This is a genomic window from Paenibacillus sp. Soil724D2, from assembly GCF_001427935.1.
In the GTDB taxonomy this organism is placed as follows: Bacteria; Bacillota; Bacilli; order Paenibacillales; family NBRC-103111; genus Paenibacillus_E.
The window spans coordinates 504,925-526,430 of record NZ_LMRY01000045.1; the positions used below are offsets into that span (position 1 = coordinate 504,925).

At 44.0% G+C, this 21,506-nt stretch carries 14 protein-coding genes and 1 pseudogene; 4 read left to right on the forward strand and 11 right to left on the reverse strand.

The window, feature by feature from the left end:
• Positions 1 to 7: 7 nt before the first annotated feature.
• From ASG85_RS28990 to ASG85_RS29020, 7 genes are all read right to left on the reverse strand, one after another.
• Positions 8 to 2,815 (reverse strand): carbohydrate binding domain-containing protein, encoded by a 2,808-nt coding sequence (locus tag ASG85_RS28990; RefSeq protein ID WP_057306021.1) that lies wholly within the window; start codon positions 2,813 to 2,815, stop codon positions 8 to 10.
• Positions 2,816 to 2,959: 144 nt separating this feature from the next.
• A complete protein-coding gene (locus ASG85_RS28995; protein ID WP_060648525.1) occupies positions 2,960 to 3,778 on the reverse strand; it encodes a carbohydrate ABC transporter permease in 819 nt (272 codons plus the stop codon).
• On the reverse strand, positions 3,778 to 4,650 hold the full coding sequence (locus ASG85_RS29000) for a carbohydrate ABC transporter permease (protein WP_057306023.1): 873 nt from the start codon (positions 4,648 to 4,650) through the stop codon (positions 3,778 to 3,780). The genes ASG85_RS28995 and ASG85_RS29000 overlap by 1 nt, the downstream gene beginning before the upstream one ends.
• A gap of 60 nt (positions 4,651 to 4,710) precedes the next feature.
• Complete coding sequence (locus tag ASG85_RS29005) at positions 4,711 to 6,054, reverse strand: ABC transporter substrate-binding protein (protein ID WP_060648526.1); 1,344 nt, start codon at positions 6,052 to 6,054, stop codon at positions 4,711 to 4,713.
• A gap of 164 nt (positions 6,055 to 6,218) precedes the next feature.
• Positions 6,219 to 7,496, reverse strand: a complete 1,278-nt coding sequence (locus ASG85_RS29010; RefSeq protein ID WP_060648527.1) for an ABC transporter substrate-binding protein — start codon at positions 7,494 to 7,496, stop codon at positions 6,219 to 6,221.
• Between the two features lie 29 nt (positions 7,497 to 7,525).
• Positions 7,526 to 9,133, reverse strand: coding sequence for a response regulator (locus ASG85_RS29015; protein ID WP_235549416.1), 1,608 nt, complete (start codon positions 9,131 to 9,133; stop codon positions 7,526 to 7,528).
• A 1-nt stretch (position 9,134) separates the two neighbouring features.
• On the reverse strand, positions 9,135 to 10,898 hold the full coding sequence (locus tag ASG85_RS29020; protein WP_060648528.1) for a sensor histidine kinase: 1,764 nt from the start codon (positions 10,896 to 10,898) through the stop codon (positions 9,135 to 9,137).
• A 371-nt stretch (positions 10,899 to 11,269) separates the two neighbouring features.
• Here ASG85_RS29020 and ASG85_RS29025 point away from each other — a divergent pair.
• Positions 11,270 to 11,958, forward strand: a pseudogene (locus ASG85_RS29025) (IS6 family transposase).
• A gap of 289 nt (positions 11,959 to 12,247) precedes the next feature.
• Here ASG85_RS29025 and ASG85_RS29030 read toward each other — a convergent pair.
• Positions 12,248 to 14,059: a beta-L-arabinofuranosidase domain-containing protein gene (locus tag ASG85_RS29030; protein ID WP_060648529.1), complete on the reverse strand. Its 1,812-nt coding sequence runs from the start codon at positions 14,057 to 14,059 to the stop codon at positions 12,248 to 12,250.
• Positions 14,060 to 14,254: 195 nt separating this feature from the next.
• Between ASG85_RS29030 and ASG85_RS29035 the strand changes: the two genes are divergently transcribed.
• From ASG85_RS29035 to ASG85_RS29045, 3 genes are all read left to right on the forward strand, one after another.
• On the forward strand, positions 14,255 to 15,130 hold the full coding sequence (locus ASG85_RS29035; RefSeq protein ID WP_060648530.1) for an AraC family transcriptional regulator: 876 nt from the start codon (positions 14,255 to 14,257) through the stop codon (positions 15,128 to 15,130).
• Positions 15,131 to 15,177: 47 nt separating this feature from the next.
• Positions 15,178 to 15,606, forward strand: coding sequence for a hypothetical protein (locus tag ASG85_RS29040; RefSeq protein WP_060648531.1), 429 nt, complete (start codon positions 15,178 to 15,180; stop codon positions 15,604 to 15,606).
• 192 nt (positions 15,607 to 15,798) lie between these two features.
• Entirely contained in the window at positions 15,799 to 16,695 is an 897-nt protein-coding gene (locus ASG85_RS29045) for an AraC family transcriptional regulator (RefSeq protein WP_235550244.1), read from the forward strand.
• A gap of 38 nt (positions 16,696 to 16,733) precedes the next feature.
• On the opposite strand, the gene ASG85_RS29050 is transcribed toward ASG85_RS29045, so the two are convergent.
• The 3 genes from ASG85_RS29050 to sigK form a co-directional block, all read right to left on the reverse strand.
• Positions 16,734 to 19,445: a glycosyl hydrolase family 95 catalytic domain-containing protein gene (locus tag ASG85_RS29050; protein WP_060648532.1), complete on the reverse strand. Its 2,712-nt coding sequence runs from the start codon at positions 19,443 to 19,445 to the stop codon at positions 16,734 to 16,736.
• Between the two features lie 601 nt (positions 19,446 to 20,046).
• Positions 20,047 to 20,721: an ABC transporter ATP-binding protein gene (locus ASG85_RS29055; protein WP_060648533.1), complete on the reverse strand. Its 675-nt coding sequence runs from the start codon at positions 20,719 to 20,721 to the stop codon at positions 20,047 to 20,049.
• Between the two features lie 60 nt (positions 20,722 to 20,781).
• Positions 20,782 to 21,483: an RNA polymerase sporulation sigma factor SigK gene (sigK, locus tag ASG85_RS29060; RefSeq protein ID WP_057306034.1), complete on the reverse strand. Its 702-nt coding sequence runs from the start codon at positions 21,481 to 21,483 to the stop codon at positions 20,782 to 20,784.
• Positions 21,484 to 21,506: the final 23 nt, after the last annotated feature.

Consider the following 21,506-nt stretch of genomic DNA (forward strand, 5'->3'; position numbering starts at 1 on the left):
CAGCCGGTTAGTTCTCGGTAATCACCACATCATCTGCATAAGCGGTGCCTGTTCCACTGCTTCTATAGAAGTAAATATTCGCGTTGGTGTTAGTTGCGCCAGTCGTGAACGTAACCGAACCCTGCGAATAGCTCGTGGTAGTAAAACTATAGAACGTTTCCGTGCCGCCATAGTTCTTGACGCCAATCGCTATAGTTTCGCCGGGGGTGATGACTTTCCCCCATCCGGTCATTGTGTACGTGGTGTTCGGTTTCACTAACACGTTCTGATTGACCCCTACATTGGACCCGACTAGCTTGACTGCATATAAGCCACTGTTAGCGTTGCCGTCGTTAACCACGCTTACGTTTGTGCCCGTCTTAGACCATGCGCATACATAGGCGCATGAGCCAAAATTGCCGGCCTCGAATCCAGGATTCATTACACCTGCAAGGGGGGGATTTCCGGCTATGACGGTGATATCGTCGCCGTAAGTGTCCCCGGTCCCATTGGTTTTCGTTAAGTAGAACGTAGCTGTCGTGTTGGTCGTACCCGTTGTAAATTTCACTGTGCCCATAGTATATCCCGTGCTGGTTATCGTGCTGGAAGTATCCGCGCCACCATAGCTGTTGACGCCAATAGCAACGCTATCTCCACCTGTGGTCACCTTTGCCCAACCCCTGAGTGTGTAGAGCGTATTAGGTTTCAGCCCTGTAATGGTTTGAGTGATGCTTGCCGTAGAACCGCTAAGTTTGGCGGCATAAGTGCCGCTGTGAGTATTTGTGTTCACGACAGTAGCCGAGGTGCCAGTCCATGATCCGAGAGAACCGCCCTCGAAACCTGCGTTAATGGCGTAGTTGTTCGTCGCTCCGCCTGGAATCAGAACGAAATCGTCTCCATAGGTGGTGCTGGTTCCGGAAACTTTCCAGATATAAATGTTCGCGCTCGTATTGGAAGAACCCGTTGTGAAAGTTACGGATACTTTCGTATAGCCTGTGCCGCTGATGGGTTGATAGGTTTCGGTGCCGCCAAAATTTTTGACGCCGATCGCTACGATATCCCCTGCGGTCGACACCTTCGCCCATCCGGAGAATGTATACGTCGTATTCGGTTTCAAGCCGCTCACCGTCTGGTTCACGCCGGTAGACGAGCCTGTCAACTTAACCGCATAAGAACCTGTATGCGCGTTGCCGTCATTAACCACTGTTCCGCCGGTGCTCCATGCCCCTAAGCTTCCCGATTCAAAGCCCGGGTTGGATGCCAGATTCGCATTGGCGATACCCGCACCGTTATAGGCTCCGATGTTCGGCGCCGCCGTAGCGGATACCGTATTGCCCCAGTAATCCAGTCCGCCATTGCTTGCAATCACAGCCCCTGTACCAATCGCCGGCGAACCTGTCAGCAATTGATAACCATCCACCGTATTTCTTCCGTCCCCTCCGCTTCCGGGGTTCACAAACATAGGATCGCCTGTCACTGCATGCGCATCCGTCGGCGCAGTAAAGCCGTAATACAAGTTCGAATCGTATACAAGGCCTGTTTTTTGTTCTAAGACCGATCCGGCCGCTCCAACGAAAATATTGTTGGAGACTGCAGCGTTATTGGTGAAATGAATGTTATTGAAGTCTAGGCCTTGGGTATTGTTGTTGGCAAATACCTGGTTCGGGCTGTAAAAGACGTTGTTGTATATCAACTGCCTATTACCATTTCCGCCTGCATTGATGAAGCGGCTGCTGCCCTGATTGATATTATAGCGAAGCACTTCGATAGTACTATTTGGTTGGTTGTCACATCTTGCGCAGTTGAGGAAAAATCCACCCGCATTGTCATGACTGTAGTTATACTGATAGGTGCATGTCCCGGACATCGCCCAATCGCAATCCCAAGCTTCGGAATCCTGCGTCTTCAGAATGCGGGCAGTTTCGTTGTATTGATAAGTAGGACTTTTGGCAGCGGCTGACCACATTTGAGCGATGGATCCGGAACTGGCTGCTTGGAAACCGGTGTCGTATGCCGAGTTATACTGAATCAATGGCGAATCCGCGGCGCCGACAAAGATGGCATCCGCTTGGGCACTTTGGATATTGTTGTTTTGCACGATCAAACTTTTTATATAGTTGTTCGTCAAGCCTCCATTACCCGCTGTTGACGATATTCCCATGCAGGTTACATCGTGCACGTTATTGGAATCGACGAGTACATTTTCAAAATGTCCTGTACCGGACTGGCTTATACCCGGAACCCGGACCAGAATGCCGGCAGACGAATACCTGCCTGTTGCGGCTCCATTCGATATTCCTTTCACATTATGCACGTTATTATTTTTTATCGTAATGCCATAATACGTGTTATTATCGGTAACCTCCGCCAAAATCCCGCTTCTTTGCGCTTCCAGCGAAGCATCGTTGGTGACTTCCAGATTTTGCACGGTCCAGTAGCTGACATTTAGCAGATAGACAGCTGCTTCTGTGCTCCCGCCGCCGTTGATGATTGGAGGGACTCCTGTTCCATAGGAGTCGATTATAATTGGAGAAGTGCTCGTACCGGAACCTGTCGGCGTCAGATTTCCTGAGCATGCGGTGCCTTTTTTCAAATAAATGGCGTCTCCAGGACCAAACCCTCCCGATTTATTGTTTGCGCTAACCAATGCATTCCATGGGCTAGCCATGGTGCCAGATCCGTTCACGGCTGCTGAACAATCGATGTAGTACCCTGTTCCGGCGGCATAAGCCGTCTGAGCGCCGCTTGGGATAAAGCCGACCGTCGGCGCAAACAATTGAAATGCGAGCAGCGCCAATGCGAAACAAACCGCGAGCCTTAACTTTAGCTTCAACATCCTTCATCTTCCTCCTTGTTGTCATTACGTTAATACCAAGTGCAACTGCCCATTCTAGATTCTTCCGACGTCCCCAAGATTGCGATGCAACTTACCGCGCATAATCGGAATGGCATTTCCACCTCCCTTCAGGGTCGAAATGCTTCAGCCCTTGATGGCTCCGCTTGTCAGCCCCGAGATAACGTAACGCTGCAAGAACATGTACATGATCAGAACGGGAAGCGAAACAAAGACCAGATCTGCGAATACATAGTTCCAGTTCGCCGAGTGCGTTCCGAAGAAGAGGAATGTAGTCATCACAAGGTTGTATTTAGCCTGCGAATTTAGAAAATAAACGGATGTACTGAAGTCGTTCCAAATAGCCAAAAACTGAATCACAATATTGGTCGCGGTAATAGGCATTAACAGCGGCAAGATAATCCGAAAAAAGAGCGCATAAGGCCCGCAGCCGTCCAACAGCGCGGACTCGTCGATTTCCCTCGGAATCGTTTTATAATAACCGGAATATAGAAAAACGCCAGTCGGAAGGCCGATCGCAATACTGACTAGAATCATCCCTTCCAAACCACCGGTTAAGTGCAAATTTTTCGCTAAGATATAGGTAGGGACCATGAATACGGGAATGACTAAGCCTAACATTAAGACGAGGTTCACCAATTCTGTAAACATGTTCTTTCTGCGCTGGATGACATAACCGGCCATCGCTGATAACAACACCAGCCCTGACACTGCTGCGAACGTAATCACGACACTATTTTTCAACGCCTGCAGGATCCGTGCTTCATGATAGACGGTAACGTAGTTTTCAATATGCCAAAGTTTCGGAAGGGATAACGACATTTCCGCTGCGCCTGCCGCATCCTTGAGCGAATTCAAAACCATCATATAGATGGGGATGATAATCAACAAACTCAGCAACACTGCTACAACCTCGACAACAAGATGGGGTAACGTTCGTTTCATTACATTTCCACCTCTCTTTTCCGCAAAGCATAATAGGTAGAGATGGAGACCAACGCTACCAGTAAAGCCAAAACAACACCGCCAGCGCTGGATTCCCCTAGGCGCCCTGATCCATAAGCTTTGTATATCCAGGTATTGATCACTTCGGTGGCCGTACCCGGTCCCCCGTTGGTTGTTACGACAATCATGTCGAAAACTTTTAAACCGCCAATGAGATTTAAGACGAGCACATTATTGATCGCCGGCATCAGAAGCGGCAAGGTGATATGCCAAAACTTCTGAAAAGCAGATGCACCAGCGACCTCCGCCGCTTCATAGAAGTCCTTGGAAATCGTCTGCATGCCTGCCAGCAGGATCACCATATTAAATCCAGTCCATTTCCAAATTTCTACGAAGGAAGCCCCGAATAGTGCTATATTCTTGTCATGCAGCCAATCCAATGCCAGACTTTGAAGACCGAGACCATTCAGCAATTTGTTGACTATTCCTGCCTCAGGATGAAGAAGCGCAACAAAAATCAAACCTACAGCAATATTGCTAAGAATGACCGGAGAAAAAATGACCGTCTGTAAATAATTCTTAGTCTTTAATTTTTGGTTAAGGAATACTGCTGCCATAATACCAAGACCAACCTTGAATAGCGTAGTAACTCCAGTAAAGACCAACGTATTCTTCACTACCTTGCTCAAATCTGGATCTTGGAAGAACGATTTAAAATTATCGAATCCCACCCAATGTGCCGTAAAGCCGTCCCAATTCGTGAAGGAATAGTAAAACCCTTGACAGGTGGGAACGATAAACATTACCAAAAAAATGAGGCATCCGGGAAGCAGCATAATATATGGATAATTTCGTAACAACGTTTTGCTCATGATTCTCTCCACTCTCTTTCTATAAAAAGGTCGATTCCTTTCGGAACCGACCTCCCATCATCATTGCTTCCAGTTTGGATCTGCTTTAGCCTTGGCGTCCTTGGCAGTCGCCGCGTCCATAGCTGGAAGGATTTGGTCAATCGTTTTGCCGCCGGTAAAGTAGTCCAGAATGGAATTATTTGTATCGCTCGAATCATATTTGGTCAGGTTGCCCCAGAAGGTGTCCGTGTTGCCTTGGTCTACATAAGCCTTGAGATCGCTTTGTGCAGGAAGCAGCGCGGAGGTAATCCCTTTTTGATACGGAATTCCACCTTGAGCGTCAAAGAACTTCTGCTGCGTGGACTGCGAAGTGAAGTAGTCGATGAACTTCTTCAACAATTCCTTATCCTTGAATTGATCCGTAACGGATAGGTTGAACGGGACAAAGAGGCTGAGCTTGTTGTTTCCGTCGAACGGCACACGGAACGCTCCGATATCGTTCGCTTTATCCGGGAACTTCTTCTTGATATCGTCCATAATCCACGTTGCGTTAATGGTCATCGCCGCCGTACCTTCAGCAATTGCCTTCTCGGAGCCGTCATAGGAGTCAGAAAGGTACGTTTTCTGAATATAACCTTTATCCAAGAGCTCTTTATGCTTTTGAATGGCATTCTTGAAACCGGAGAAATCAGTGTAATGCGCCTTGTTGGTATTGATTTTCGCAAAAATGTCATTCAGCGGTTGACTTTCCGTGAGCCAACCCTCATGGTCAAAGACGTTGACCGTCCACGAGTCTTTACCAGGCAAGTAGATCGGCGTGATACCCGCCGCTTTAATCTTATCGCTGTCAGCCAGGAATTCCGCATACGTTTTCGGGACGGCAAGGTTCAGCTTTTCGAACACTTTCTTATTGTAGAAGACACCGAGCAGGTTGATGCTGTCGAACGGAATCCCGTACACCTTGCCGCTGTCAGTATCCGTAAACTGGGGAGCTTTCATAATTGATTCCGGAATATTTTTCGTCCAATCGCCGCCTACTTCTTGGAAATGCCCAAGTCCACCGAGATTGCCTTTAATCCAGTTAACCCCGTAGTTGGGAACCAGCATCGGGAGCTCATTGGCCGCAGCGCGCGCCTTATAGAGTTCACTACCCTGTTGGCCGCCGGCGACCTTCTCGATATTCAGCTTGAATCCCAGTTTGTCGGCATTATCATTGATGTCCTTCTCGACGGCTTGGATGCCTGACTTATACCAATCCGTAAACATCAACATGGTAATTTCTTTCGGCGCCGCATTTCGTTTTGCCGCGTTTGTCCCGCTTGGACTTGCACTAGCTCCCGGACTGGACCCCCCTGTTCCGCAAGCAGTTAAAGAAATGCTGGCAAGAGAAACCGCCATAACAACGCTTAGTGCTCTCTTTTTCATTCTGTGACCTCCTCGTAATAAATAAGTTGTTTGCTTTACATTCTGAGTATAAGCCAATTCATGTCCGCAAATATTTCAAGATTCTCCGAATTACTATAAAAATATACGATCCAAGCTTTGTTCTACTAAATAATAAAAGAGAGGGCTTTCGCCCCCTCGTTTCCTTAATTCCAATTGCGATCACCCTTTGCATGCGCGGCCCAGGAAATTGCCGCATCCATCGCAGGCAAAATCTGATCGAGCTTCTTTCCGCCGGTAAAGTAGTCTAAGATATCATTAGTTGTATCATCAATATCATATATTTTGAGATTGGCCCAATAGCTTTCGGTATTGCCAGTATCGAGAAAGTGTTTGAGGTCCTCCTGCGCCGGAAGAAGCGCAGACGTTACACCCTTCTGGTAAGGGATGCCGCCTTGTGCGTTAAAGAATTTCCGCTGCGTCGTCTGCGATGTGAAATAATCGATAAAACTCTTCAAAAGCTCTTTATCTTGAAATTGATCGGTGACGGACAAGGAAAAAGGCACGAATAGACTGATCTTGCCATTACCGTCGAAAGGCACTCGGAAAGCTCCGATATCGCTCGCCTGATCCGAGAACTTGCGTTTGATCTCATCCATAATCCATGTGCAGTTAACCGTCATCGCAGCCGTCCCTTCGACAATGGCCCTTTGAGAACCATCATAAGTATCGGAAAGATACGTCTTCTGAATGTACCCCCTGTCCAGCAGTTCTTTATGCTTCTCTATAGCAAACTTATAGCCCGAGAAATCCACGTAATGTGCTTTGTTGGTATTGATATCGGTAAAAATGTCACTCAGCGGCCGCTTTTCGGTCAGCCAGCCCTCATGGTCAAAAATGTTGACCGTCCACGTATCTTTAGCAGGCAGATAGATCGGCGTATTCCCTGCCGCTTTAATCTTCTCGCAGTCATCCGGTACGGCAAGGTTCAGTTTAGCGAACACTTTTTTATTGTAGAAGATACCGAGCAGGTTCATGCTGTCAAACGGTATCCCGTACACCTTGCCGCTTTCGATATCTGTAAACATCGGCGCTTTCATAATCGCATCAGGAATATTCTTCGTCCAGTCGCCGTCAATCGCCTGAAAATGCTGCAGACCGCCAAGATTTGCTTTCGACCAACTTACGCCATAGGTGGCGATCAGCATTGGCAGCTCACCCGCCGCAGCGCGCGCCCTGTATAGATTCTCGCCGCCTGTGATTGTTTCTATATGAAGTTTAAACCCCAGCTTTTCTGCGTGTTCGTTGATATCTTGTTCAATGGCTTGCATACCTTGCTTGTACCAGTCCGTAAACATCAGCATGCTGATTTCTTTTACATCGGCTGAACTTCCGCTTGCATCACTATTGCCGAATAGAGCTTTGTTAGCGTTTTCTTTACATGCGGTAAGCAGCAAACACACGATCGAAACAAGTAAGAACATCCTCTGTACCGCTTTCTTCTTTCCGCCCCCTAAGCGTCATGCCTTAGAAATTCTTTTGGCGTCATGCCGGTTTTCTTTTTGAAAACTTGAAGAAAATAAGTATATGAATTAAAACCGCATTGCTGGGATACTTGTTTCAGATCCATCTTCCCTTCGGCAAGCAGCAGCTTCGCCTTGTTTACCCGTAAATCGCTGATAAACTCAGTCAGACTGATGCCCATTTCTTCCTTGAACTGCGAGCTCAAATAATTATTGCTGATGGCAATCGCACTCGCAACGTCGGAAAGTGAAATGTCCTCACAATAATGGTGATTGATGTAATGGACGGCTTGTTGGATGGAAATCGACAAGTTTTCGTTTTTCTTGCATGCCAGCATCGTTAACAGCCGATCAAACACGGTACAAATCCAGGCTTTGATTTCATTCAAGGTTTCCAGCCGGGCCAAAACCTCGTGCGGAACCTCGCCCTGATCGTAAAGTTCAGCCATGTCCAAGTGATATTCTTTGCAAAGGCGGTTAATGGTGCTAATCAATTCGCTGAACACCATTTTTGCCCTCACCGGACTTGCCATATTCCCTTTTATTTGGGAAAAGATGCGTTCCAGAATTTCCGATACGTCATCACGATTGAGCGATTTCACGCTTGCAATCAGTCTCAGTTCATCGTTAGGATCGAGACTGAGCATAGGACTGGTGTTGAATTTAGCTGCTCCGCCTCGAACGACACTGCTCTTTCCCAGATAAAATTTTTCCCGCAGCGCTTCGACGGCCTGCTCGTAACTTTTTCCCACCTCAAGGATGGAGACGCACGGCTTCCCTATGGCAAAGCTTGCCGAAACCTTGACGAATTTCTTGAGACAGACACTGGAACGGTCAATGATTCCCTGTATGAATTGATCGATAAATGCCTTACTCTTCGTGTTGGTAAAAGAAAGCAGCAGAATGAATTTTCCGTTGCCTAAATGACTAATAATCCCTTTATCGTATTCCTGCAATATTTCTTCCACAATGTTCGTAATCGCAAACTGAAGAATCGATTCCTCCTTCAATCCCCTGCTGGCGACAATTTCTTGGAAGCCGTCGATTTCCATCACTACAGGCTGCACGTGCTTGGTATCCAATCTCATCTGCAGAAGACGCAGGTGTTCCTCCGCTTCTTCCGATTTGACGTATCCGCTTAACAACTGGATCACAAACTTTTCTCTTAACGCATGCAGTTGGTCTGCACGTGGACGGATTTGGCCCGGCTCCCGCAGCTTGCTTCGAGCCTCGATGACTTGCGCCTTCGCCCGATCCAGCGTTTCCAGCAGCATCGAGGCGTTCAGACGATGCTTTAATAAGTAATCAACAGCGCCATTTCGCAAAGCTCCGCGTACCAATTCAAACTCATCATAGTTGCTTAGCATAATGATTGGAATATCGGGATATCGCCGATTTTTCTCGCTGGATAACGCCACCCCATCCATTTCGGGCATCCGAATATCCGAGATCACGATATCTACGGCGCCTTCTTCCAAGAATTGAAGTGCTTCTCTCCCGTTCGACGCTTCCCCGGCAAGCGTGTATCCATGCTCCTCCCATTTCACCAACAGTTTCAAGTGGGTTCTTGATAAAAGCTCATCATCTACGAGCAGCACGCTATACAATGACTGCACTCTCCTCAGTGGAAATAATGGGAATGGCGATCTCCACGATCGTAAATAGGTTAATCTCGCTTGATATGGTAACACCATAAGGTTCGCCGTAGGAAATCGCAAGCCTAGATGCCACGTTGCGAATGCCCAGTCCTCCTTGACGGCCCGCGAGCACATCATCTATTTGTTCTTGAGACATACCTATACCATCATCCTGGATTTTGAAAACAATCGTATCTTCATGGCGATACCCCTTGATCAGAATGAACCCGGGGCCTTTCTTCTTCCCGATGCCGTGAATCAAACTGTTTTCCACAAAGGGCTGGAGCACCAACTTGGGAATGAGATGCGAGAGAATATCATCGCTGATCATGAATCGATACGTAAACTTGTTGGAGTATTTATATTCCTGAATATTTAAGTAGCTTTGCAAGAACTCCATTTCTTCTTCGACCGTGTTATAAAGTTTCTCCTGCATGTTAATGTGCATAATTCGAGACAAGGATTCCGCTACGTCATGGATGTTATCGGCGCCATGATAAACCGATAAAAACTTGATTGTATTTAGAGTGTTGTACAGAAAGTGCGGGTTGATTTGGGCTTGCAGTGCACGAATCTCGGCTTTCCGTTTCTCTTGTTCACGAAGCTTGATGTTCGTAATGAGCTCTTGAATCCGCTCAACCATCAAGTTAAACTGTCTGGACAATTGACCAATTTCATCGCTGGAGTTCGTATCCAGACGGACAAGCAATTGATTCCCGTCAAACATTTTGATGGCTCTGCTGAGACGCAGAATCGGCTTCGTCAAGACGGAGGTCACGACGATGGAAATACCTGCAGCGACAATGCAAAATAGCAGGGAAAGAAGCAGTGAAGTGTTCCGAGTCTGGCTAAACTGGTTAAGCAGCGTTTGTTTGGGAATGACGCCCACGATTAACCAGTCCGTAGTCGGCATGTAGCGGTATACAATAAACATATCTTTTCCGTTAATCTTCTTATAATAGTATCCTTCATTACTTTTCATGTCTGGGGTTAACTGCGCAAATTGCTTGGAGGTGATCCCGCTATCAAGCGAATTATAGACTGTCTCGCCGGAACCGCGTACCGCTACGAGCATGCTAACATCGTGCATATTGCTGGAGAAAATATCGCGAAGCAGATCACTCCTGACATCGGCAATCACAAAGCCCAATACCAGGTTCTGATCCCGGACTGACCGTGCAATGGACATAACCCTATCGTCTCTGAACGAAGTGACATAAGGCTGAGAAGAATTATAATGCGGCTGAATAAATGCGATTTCTCCGGACGGATTTACGATTTTTGAAAACCAACTCTGCTTCTTCAGATAGTCAAAAGAGATCGTATTTCCATTTGAATACGTTTGTCCATCCAAGCCGGCAATCATAATGTCATTTAGATAGTGCTTGTAGACAAACATGTTTCCTAAATACTGCGATGCTTGGCGAGTCTGCTGCAGATATTGGTATCCATCCAGTCCTTTGTTGTTTGCTAAGAGATCGACCACGTATTTATCACTGCTCGCAATACTGACAAGTGCGTAAATATCCTTTAAAGCTACCGTCAAGCTATCCCCTGACATCTTAAGCATATCGCTAATATAGTTATTGGCCGAATGCTCCACTTCATTTTCCGTTCGCGTGTCCCAAAAGAAGATAATCGCCGTACTTAAGACAAAAGTCAAGATCAGATTCACAAAGACAAACTTATATTTTATGCTATTATATTTTTCGAATTTCCTTTTCATCCTCCTCCCCCCTCTTGAAAGACAACCTCGGGAGTGCAAGCAGACATAAAAAGAATAAGTGCAAGCATGAGGGGAAATTTTGTCCACCGTTTGTTCAAGATGTATTCAGCTCCTTAGCCGTGCTGCTATACTGCTATCGGACAACAATTAACGTTTCCATTGATGAATATAACGAGGATTTGCGCGGAATTCTTCACATGGAAACGGTAACAAGTTGTCCGTTAGCAGTACATTTAAGTACATAGAAAGGACAAAGTTCCTTTCACTTACATATATAAAGAATTTTCCGTTATAACGCATACCCTTCCAACCAATATTATTCGACATAATGTTACAATACCCTTTTGGGTTGTGGTGCAAAGCTCTAATTCATGATAATATCATTGAAATTAAGTCATGAGAGTGGGACATTTACTTTGGAAACGGGATTAGATTTATTTAAGTGGAAGCAGTATGAATCGGAGGTTATCTTGCTAACAGTAAGATCGCTCATACAACGATCATGCGATGGGTTCATCAGTTTGGGCCGGAACTAGACAAGCGAATTCGTCTCTATTTAAAGCCGACTAATGATTCCTTTCGGACGGATGAGACCTACATTAAAGTCAATGGACAATGGAAATATCTTTACAGAGCGTTGGATTCAAACGGCAATACGATTGATTTCATGTTGTCTGAAAATCGAGATGCTCCTGCGGCCAAACGATTTTTCAAGAAGGTGTTGATTTCACCACACAATCAATCGCCACGCGTGATCACTGTCGATAAAAACCCAGCGTAACCTGCCGCAGTCCAGCAATTGAAGGACGAGAAAGTTATGAATCAAGAAACGTTACTCCGACAACAGAAATATCTCAACAATATTATTGAACAAGATCACCGATTCATAAAGAAAATCATAAAACCAATGTTGGGATTCAAGTCTTTCAAAACTGCCGAAAAAACTATCGCGGGAATCGAAGTCATGCACATGATAAGGAAAGGACAGGTCGAATGCAATCATTCGTCTGTCCTCTCTGCAGTTGAATTAATCAAAAAATTGTTTGGTTTGACAGCATAGTCAACCAACAATAAGGCGGCTATCTTTGTGTTGCCCTTCCATCCANTAAGTCTTTCAAAACTGCCGAAAAAACTATCGCGGGAATCGAAGTCATGCACATGATAAGGAAAGGACAGGTCGAATGCAATCATTCGTCTGTCCTCTCTGCAGTTGAATTAATCAAAAAATTGTTTGGTTTGACAGCATAGTCAACCAACAATAAGGCGGCTATCTTTGATTAATTTCAATAGTTGCACCAAAACCTTGTTTGAGACCGATTCCCCCTTGAACTTTTGGCGAACCTATCAGGTCATTCTTCATACGCTGTGCTACCATCCTTAGCAAAGGAAAAACTGCTGTATTCTTTAGCATTTTCATTTAAGTCTATATATACTGTGTGCTCTTCATCTTCAATTCGAAATAGTGGAATGAGCATAGATTCATTTCCTTGATTGTCTGCTGCATAAAACTCTAATTTATCACTGTCACGTTTTAAAATTTTGTCATTGATATTCAAATTCGAAATATCATTAAAACTCATCCCCCCCCCAACCTGAGCGAGCAATATGCTGCCATACATCACAGCTGCCACGTTTTCAGTGCCCTTAAGAGGAACTAAATGCAATACCGAGTCAATTTCAATTTCAATCCTGTCCTTATTATGAAAAACTCGCTCTATTACAATGAACCTGTCCTGTTTCTTCAGCTCAATTAACTCAGAATTAATTTTCACGGATTTAACCGATTCTTCTTTTACCAGTAGTTTAATTTCTTTCGGCTCTTTAACATCAAATTCGAGAATCGAATGAGAACTATCAGGAAATTCTGAAATTTGAGTGATCTTGGCATTCATTTCAGTCCACACCACGGAGGAAGAAATAAAAGCATTAAGCAATAGCGAGTTATCACTTTTAAACCATATATTTTTCTGAAGTTCACTCATAGCTTCAATCCCAGAAGCCGTACAACACCAGAAGGAATCGTATAAGCCGCTGAATTTCTTTGAAACACAATTTCCCATAGGCTGATGGTACTGTGATAGTCCTGTCATTTGACTTGCGCTGTTTAAAATAGCGTTATACTTCAATGTTTCCATGTGATGTAGATAATCCACGGAATCTGACCATTCAAACAACCCCTGAAGAATCCTTTCCGTATTGTGTGCACAACAGCTCTCGCTTTCACCTCCGGTCAACGCTTCTCCTAATTCGCCATAGCCTCCCCAATGCTCCGATTTTTCAGAAACTCCTCCTTTGATAAAAGTAGTAGCCCGAGAACTGTTGTTGCCATTTGCAAATGTCCTTCCAAGTAAGTAATTATAGAAATGCAAAGCTGCTCGTTTATACTTTTCCTCACCACTAATATTAAATCTATGCATTGCCGCAATTATCATGGGAAGGTGCGTGTTGGCATGCAAATCTTCAAGCACATCCTTGCCCGTTGCAAGATGTTCAAGAAAATAATCTCTGTCAAAAATCTTAGCTAGTGCAAGCAGTTTGTCATCTCCTGTTAGGGTGAACAACGTATAGATAACATCGCCAATACCGCCGAACTCATTTACAGGGTTGACTTTGGTACAACGTAGAATGCCGTCTATTTTCCAGAAGGGAAGTTTCTCAAATCGTTCATGAATGTAATAAGCCAAATTCACAGCAAGGTTAAGGGATTTCGAATTTCCTAGATAGATATAACAGTCCACTAGACCCTGCATAATTTTGTGTAGCGTATAGTAAGGTGCCCATACATTACGATTTTCCTCGAATTCCAACACATCAAGCTTATCTTCTTCAAAAGCACTCAGATATCCGTTTGGTTTTGCACACATTTCCATCGTGTCAACAATCGCATTAGCTCTAAGTTTCAATTCTTCATCCTTGTCAGCAAATGCAAATTTCGAACAAGCCGAAAGAAAATGTCCTACAAAATGCCCACGGAGGCCACATTCAACATCTTCCCAACCGCCTAAAGGAATTGCATTTGATGAAATCCCCGCATTAATTTTAAACGTATGCATAAGTCTATCCAGGTCAAATTCAATTACATACTTTTTCACTAAATCTCTACGATATGCAAAATATTTGTCTGTTAACGTTACTTCATTTAAGTTGAAATTGCGAAACATAATAAACACCTCAGTATCATTTTTTTTGAAAACTTACATCTGTTTGATATCTGTATTTTATAACTTCTAATCCTAACTTTGAATTCATTCACTTTGGATTACATATATTATATTTGGTTTTAAACTTGTAGACAGTTATCAGGTATTATCATATAGTTAAGTCATATAACTTCTTAATTAATAAGGAGATTTGCTATGTCAATCAACATTGAAATGCGTCTTGATAGTATAATAAAAATACAGGATTTGGGTTTCCATAAAATCAACAATGAATATACCCACCCGAATCGAACACTAGATTGGAATGTTTTTTTATATGTTGCCAGTGGTGAGATGGAAGTTTGGGAAGGTGACACGGAGTATGTTATTAAGAAAGGTGAATATCTTTTTTTGAAAAGTGGTTTGCATCATTGGGGAGAACCTAAAACGCCCGCGGGTACCTCGTGGTATTGGATTCATTTCTTCAGCGATAATAGTATGGTGGACTGTCAGGAGCTAAATATTAACCTTAATTCTTACCAATCGCTTTCGCTAACTCAAGATGAATATGATAAATATATTCAATTACCCAAACACGGGATGACCTCTAACGGTTTAAAATTCGAAGCTAGATTAGATTCTTTCATTCAACTATCTAAGTCATCGAATCCTTTCCGTGCTGTTAGCCTCAGTATGCAAACTATGGAGCTTTTTTTTGAACTCTATAATGACTTCTTAATTACATATCCACTTACAAAATCAGATCGTACAGTGCAGAGGCTTATTGACTATCTTGAACAAAAGGAATCCTATAGTCTTGACTCTGAAAAGATTTCTGCCAATCTCGATATGAACTACAGTTACTTATGTGAAGTATTTAAATCGAAGACGGGGAACACCATTCAAATGTTTAATTCGCAGGTTTTTATGGATAAAGCAGTAGAAATGATGAGAAATTCAAATATGAATATATCCGAAATCAGTGAAATATTAGGCTTTAAAAACCCCTTTTATTTTAGCCGAGTTTTCCGAAAGGTTCATGGCATCTCGCCCTCGGACTACATGAGCAGAATTTATAGAACGAACAAATAATGACACTGTGCAATATAACATGTTATTCAGAATATGGTGATTTTCATTTGAAAAGAAAATTTATTGAAAACAAATTTTTCTTCAAAATTCTTATTACTTATTGTGTGATCATCATAACAGGACTATCTCTCATGTCTTACTACATTATTTCAAATATGATGAATAAACTAATCGAGTCAGAATCGAAATACGCAAATGAGTTGCTTGAAAAAACCAAATTTTATAACGAAAATATGTTTCAGGATATTAATGGAGTTTTTTACCATTTTTACACCGACAACTATTACAGCAGCAGCATCGTCGATATTTTAAGTAATCAATCCCCTATTCCCAAATCCGAGGAACGGAAAATTATTGATAGCCTTCAAACGATTGGCAGAGCACATTCCTTTATTGCCGACATACTCATACTCGATTATCAGCATCAGAAAGTATTTTTCTATTCAAATGAAAGCATTGTATGTCTATATGTCTAAATTATAATTTGAAGGGTAACTACGATGATACGGTTCATTTCCAAGATAAGTGTGCCTATTTTAAAGCTTTAAATACCATTGTTAAGTACGAGCTTGCGTTAAGCTTGTTGAACACACATAATAAAATTAAAGGGCTGCTTGAAATCTTCTTACGAAACAATTTAAAGAATCTGCAAAGGGGGGATTGGTCAAGTGGAGCTCCCAAAAGTTAATGTCGAAAATATGAACGTTAAGATTTCGTTAGGCGGTTTATTGTTAAACGTCTTGTATATCAGATTCGGGGTCTTTTATCAATCCTTTCTCGAACACAGCCATAGCATGAAAAGCTACGAACTGCATTATATTCCTCAGGGACAGGGAATCTTGGTAGCAAACGGCCGAAATTATCCGATACATCCTGGCACTCTTTATATGACTGGCCCAGATATTGCGCACGAGCAAAAGACGGTTCTCTCCGACCCTATGGCGGAATACTGCATATGCTTTGAAGTGTTGGCCAATAACATTAACGATGATCCGGATCTTTCCTCTATAGCAAACCAATTCGTTCAAACTACTTTTTGGTTCGGTCAGGACAAGCAGAATTTGTTGCCATTGTTCGAGCAACTCTCCTATGAAATAACCAATCAATATATCGGCTACTACCTGACGGTTCAACATATTATCGAGCAGATCGTCATCAAGCTGGTCAGAAACTACACAAATAATGTTCTGACCTCCTCTGCTATGCCGCTTAAAACCTTAGACGACGAGAGAGTCGTTATCATTGAAAATAGTTTTTTATACAACTATGATGATTTAACTATACAGAAGCTCGCTCAAAAACTGGGACTAAGTGTGAGACAGACGGAGAGAACCATTCAACAGTATTATGGCCAATCGTTTACACAAAAAAAGACCCAATCAAGAATGACAGCTGCCGTTCACCTTCTTACTACAACCTCAATGACCATTAGTGAAATAGCGCGACATGTCGGTTTTTCTTCATTGGAACATTTTTGTACTGCTTTTAAGAAATACTACAATACCTCGGCAGGTGAGTTTCGCTCCTTGCGCAGGCCCTTTGATCACAATGTGACCTGTCATTGAAGACAAACGGTGAAAAAGTGTACAACTCGAACATCGCATCAATTGGACAAAATAAATACAACTGTAACGTCTATGCCAGAATTCAGCGTTAAGCGAATATGTTTACCAAATTCATCGTCAAGCGCCTCTACTTCTTGGGCGTTAACCATTGCTTTTGTCCAAGGAATACCCACTTTTACTTTTACTTCATTTTGATTTACAACTGATTTTAATGTAACACATGCAATGTTAGTGTCCCAAAATAACCCACTAACCTCTACCCGGGTCCTTGCCATTAATCCTTTTATTGACCCCGATTTCCATTCAGAGGGTAGCGCCGGAAGTATTTCAATTTCACCTGTATTGGAAAATAGCAGCGCTTCATTTACTGCCCCCACAGTACCAAATAATGTATCCGTACAATAGCAGTCGTTTCTTCTGTTTGTGTCATGGTCTGTCATCAAGGAAGTGTAATAACCGGAATCCATCATCATCGGCAGAAGGGACGAGACGACCCCGTCGCCGTTTTTTAACCTGGCATAGACCAGCGCCTTATGCATCCAGCCGTGCCCCGCCGTCGCATCTCCTGTATTGTATTTATTTCTGTTTTCAACCGCGATAATTGCTGCTTCCGTCAACTCCGTATTGTTCTGCGTTTCGTAAGCAGGCCATGCCGGATAGAGATGGCTTAAATGGCGGTGGTTGTTGTTTTCCGTATATTCACTCATCGCCCATTCGCGTAAAGCGCCGTCTTTGTCAACCTTATAATCCGGCATTAGTCCTAACAATACTTCCCATTTGGTGACAGCAGTTTCATATCCGTCGCGCTTTACTGCTTTTTCCATGGATATGACCATATGCAGTCCATCCCGCGCTGCAGCAATATCCATCGTGGCATTTGCCGTAATCGTACTGTTGTAACCGATCGGGTTATTCTCTGGAGAGTAGGTAGGGATAAGCAAATATTTCTCGCCTGGATTTAACGCAGTTTTGCCTTTCTCATAGCACGCATTACCGTTTATATCCGTATAGTATTCCGGCGTACATAGCTGCTCCCAGAAATTAGCCTGCTTTGTCAGCAGCGGAAGTAAAATATCCTTTTCCAAATCTAGAAATCCATTTTCGATCAATTGACTGAACTCTTCATCCGTCAGCCCACCGTCCTTTATACTGAGAAGCGGTTTCAGATCATGAATTCTCATGTTGTCTTTGATCGGAATCTGCCCATTGCCGTAACACTGCCAATACTCGAAGATCGGGAGCAGACACCAGCTCGCTCCAGCATTCCAATATTCAAACGGATAGTCATTGTCGTATTCCACATGCATTGCCCTGTCGATGTCCGAGTTTACCGACACCTGCAGGGCATCATGCATCCCATAGGCCATTCGCGCATTGTATTCGAAGTCGGGCGTGTTTCTCAAAAAGAAAGTGATGTATCCAAGCTGCGCTTGCGTGAAATGGCCTGTATTCATCGGAGAAACCTGTAAATTCACATTGGCGTCAAGCGTATAGATACCTCGCCAGCCAGGATTCCACTCCCCGGTCCACATCCCATACAAGCGCGGAGCGCTTGAACCGCTGCAGCATAGTAAGGCATATCGTCCTTGGTTGTACACCTGCTCCATAAAAGCATGATTGATTCTAGTTTTTGATGCCTTTTGTGCGTTGATTAGCGTTACGTTGTCAGCGCTCTTGTCATCCTCGTCGCCTGTAAGAGTAAATTGTGCAGCGTTAAATTCTGCGGAATGCTTTAGGACGTGAGGCGTGAGTGCAGCTTGATAATCGAATTTACCATAGGCATCTTTATATTTTTCAGCGACCGCATTCGTGTTCTGAAATAAATTGTCTACGATAGCGTATTGCGTCATTCCGGCAAAATCTTCGATTTTGCCCATATCAAATGTCCTGTTCGATTGCGTAATTAAATATACGGCGTCGGCGTCGATCACTTGGATCGCAGGATTCTGTTCCATTCCTACATTCATCGGTTCATTCGTGTCAGCGAGCAGTACTCTCTTCTTGGTTCCATTAACAACTATAATCTGCGTCAGACCTGCATACCCACCATTGCTCAGCTCGCTGTCCTGATAGGATGGGTAATGGGCAACCTGCGCGATATATGCCGCACTCGGTTCCACGAGCTTTTTGTATTGAAGCGCCGTTAGCTCAGACATACCATCCCTCGATTTGTACATGCTCGAAATGTCATCAATGGAGATGATCATGTTGATCTTAGCGCCTTCACAGGATTGTGAGATCTTCGTAATCGAAACATTGTCTTCTCTGGATGTAAACGAGGTTCGGATCCACTCGCCAAATTCATCGGTGTATCGTACTCCGGTTTCGGCCGTTTCATAATTCGTCCATCTCTCATAATCAGACACGGCTCCCTTATCAGTCACGCCTAATCTGAGCTGGTGTCCCGGATGATAACTATAAAAATAGGTTCTTACCCTCGTTTTACCGTCCGGAAAAGTAATCTTCCATTGATCGTTTTGTTTAAAAACATTCCATCTGGCATCAGCAAGCTGCCCCGTTAATTCTCCTGGAATCGCTCTTGGATCTCGAGACGGATAGTTGAACCACATATTTTGAAAAATAAAGCTGTCCGTATAAGGCGATCCTGACGTGATATACCCATTTTCGCCATTTCCACTAATCATGCCTTCCCGCCACGCCAATCCGGGATTTGTTGCTGCCACCTCTTTATAGGTGTTAGCGTAATTGCCTTTTTCGTACATTCGTGTAATTTCCGACATTTTAGTCATACTATCCCCTCCTGATCTGTTTGCTATGGTATTTATTATATCTGGCAGGGGAAGGTTCATGAATCGTTCAGAGCGACGTAAAAGAAAGCAAATATGTCGCAATTTAGCAGACAGTGGGGGTAGCGCCACACGTTCTCCTTTAATTTTTGAGGAAGAACGCCGACATCAGCTACTTAGGTTACCTACGTTTACGTCAAGGAGACTAAGAGACTACGAGACTTCCCTCGTTTATCTGCACATTCTATTCCATCCATCCTGATCCTAATCACGTCGATGAGCCTGGAAGGTCATATCCCTTTGTTTGTTTACCTGCAAGATATACATATTTGCATAAGTTTCCCCGTTTGTTTGGCGGGTCACCCAACATCGCCGCCACCTCTGGTTCACCGCTTTCCGGGCTGGATTTTACCTGCCCTTAGGATTCCCTCTTACGAGAGACACCCTGCCAATCCTAACCCCGCTGGATTAGGAGACCTCTACTTCGGCTGCGGCACTTTAAAGGGTAAAGTTTACCGAGTGGATTTGAACCACTTAGATTGTGCGACTGTGAGGTGCATAAAAAAACCGGAACCCCTTATTCGGAGTTCCGGCCTTATAAACACTAAACAACTTCATTCAACCGCCCATCCCGAAACCGCACAATCCGCTTCGCCTGCTGGGCAATAAATAAGTCATGCGTAATCAAAATAATCGTCCGACCCTGTGCATTTAATCTCTTTAAAATGTTTAAAATCTCCACACCCGTCTTAGAATCCAGCGCACCTGTAGGCTCATCCGCCAAGATGATCGGAGGATCTCCTGCCAACGATCGCGCAATCGCAACACGCTGCTGCTGTCCACCAGATAACTCTGATGGAAAATGCTTCTTACGATCCAGCAAGTCCACCGATTCTAGTGCATGTAAAACGAGCGGCTCTCTTTCCTTTTTACTCATTCCCCGATAGATCAAAGGCAACTCCACATTCTCATAGGCATTTAATCTCGGCAGCAGATTGAAACTCTGAAAAACAAATCCAATCTTCTGATTACGAATATCTGCAAGCTGAGAATCCTTAAGCACGTTTATTGCTTGACCATCTAGGTCATAGATACCTTTATCTACAACATCCAAACACCCGATGATGTTCATCAGCGTTGATTTGCCGGAACCTGACGGTCCCATAATAGCCACGTACTCTCCATGATCAATATCTAACGAGACATCATCTAATGCTTTAATCGTTTCCTCGCCCATCATATAATACTTACTGGCATTTTCGATATGAATTAATGTCATACACTTCACCTCCGTGACTTGCACAGGTCCCAAATAAATGAAGTATGCGATTCATTATCTTTACCGCTTCGCCTTATAAAACTCATGATACAGCTTCATCAGCGCCCGCTTCTCAATCCTCGACACATAGGAGCGGCTGATGCCGAGCTCCTTCGCAATCTCCCGCTGCGTCCGCTCTTCCCCGCCAAGCTCCAGCCCAAACCGGCCAACGACGACTTCCTTCTCCCGATCATCCAAGATCTCTAAGTTCCGATATATTTTACTTTTCTCTATCTTGAGCTGCACCTTATCCACGACATCGTCCGCTTCCGTCCCGAGGATGTCGATCAACGTAATTTCGTTCCCCTCTTTGTCCGTTCCGATGGGATCATGCAAGGACACATCTTTGCGCGTTTTCTTCAATGAGCGAAGATGCATCAAGATCTCGTTCTCAATGCAGCGAGCCGCAAACGTCGCGAGCTTGGTCCCTTTGTTCGGCGAAAACGACTCAATCGCCTTAATTAATCCAATCGTACCGATCGAGATCAAATCCTCCAGATCTTCTCCTGTATTGTCGAATTTTTTCACAATATGCGCAACGAGTCTTAAATTATGTTCAATTAACTTATTACGGGAGTTGTCGTTCCCCTCAGCCATTAAGCGTAAGTGCTTTTCTTCTTCTTCCTCTGTGAGAGGTTGTGGAAACGCATTATTTTTGACGTAGGACACAAGTAGCGTTAGCTGCTTGATCAACAAAGCAATTGTACCAAACAATCCAGGCATTCCAGCTACCCCCTTGAGCGTAT

Bases quoted from the DNA above. Each gene is read 5' to 3' on its own strand.
- ASG85_RS29030 (WP_060648529.1), bottom strand. From the start codon at position 14,059: ATGTTTCGCAATTTCAACTTAAATGAAGTAACGTTAACAGACAAATAT.
- ASG85_RS29035 (WP_060648530.1), top strand. From the start codon at position 14,255: ATGTCAATCAACATTGAAATGCGTCTTGATAGTATAATAAAAATACAG.
- ASG85_RS29010 (WP_060648527.1), bottom strand. From the start codon at position 7,496: ATGTTCTTACTTGTTTCGATCGTGTGTTTGCTGCTTACCGCATGTAAA.
- ASG85_RS29020 (WP_060648528.1), bottom strand. From the start codon at position 10,898: ATGAAAAGGAAATTCGAAAAATATAATAGCATAAAATATAAGTTTGTC.
- ASG85_RS29050 (WP_060648532.1), bottom strand. From the start codon at position 19,445: ATGACTAAAATGTCGGAAATTACACGAATGTACGAAAAAGGCAATTAC.
- ASG85_RS28990 (WP_057306021.1), bottom strand. From the start codon at position 2,815: ATGTTGAAGCTAAAGTTAAGGCTCGCGGTTTGTTTCGCATTGGCGCTG.
- sigK (WP_057306034.1), bottom strand. From the start codon at position 21,483: ATGCCTGGATTGTTTGGTACAATTGCTTTGTTGATCAAGCAGCTAACG.
- ASG85_RS29005 (WP_060648526.1), bottom strand. From the start codon at position 6,054: ATGAAAAAGAGAGCACTAAGCGTTGTTATGGCGGTTTCTCTTGCCAGC.
- ASG85_RS29000 (WP_057306023.1), bottom strand. From the start codon at position 4,650: ATGAGCAAAACGTTGTTACGAAATTATCCATATATTATGCTGCTTCCC.
- ASG85_RS28995 (WP_060648525.1), bottom strand. From the start codon at position 3,778: ATGAAACGAACGTTACCCCATCTTGTTGTCGAGGTTGTAGCAGTGTTG.
- ASG85_RS29055 (WP_060648533.1), bottom strand. From the start codon at position 20,721: ATGACATTAATTCATATCGAAAATGCCAGTAAGTATTATATGATGGGC.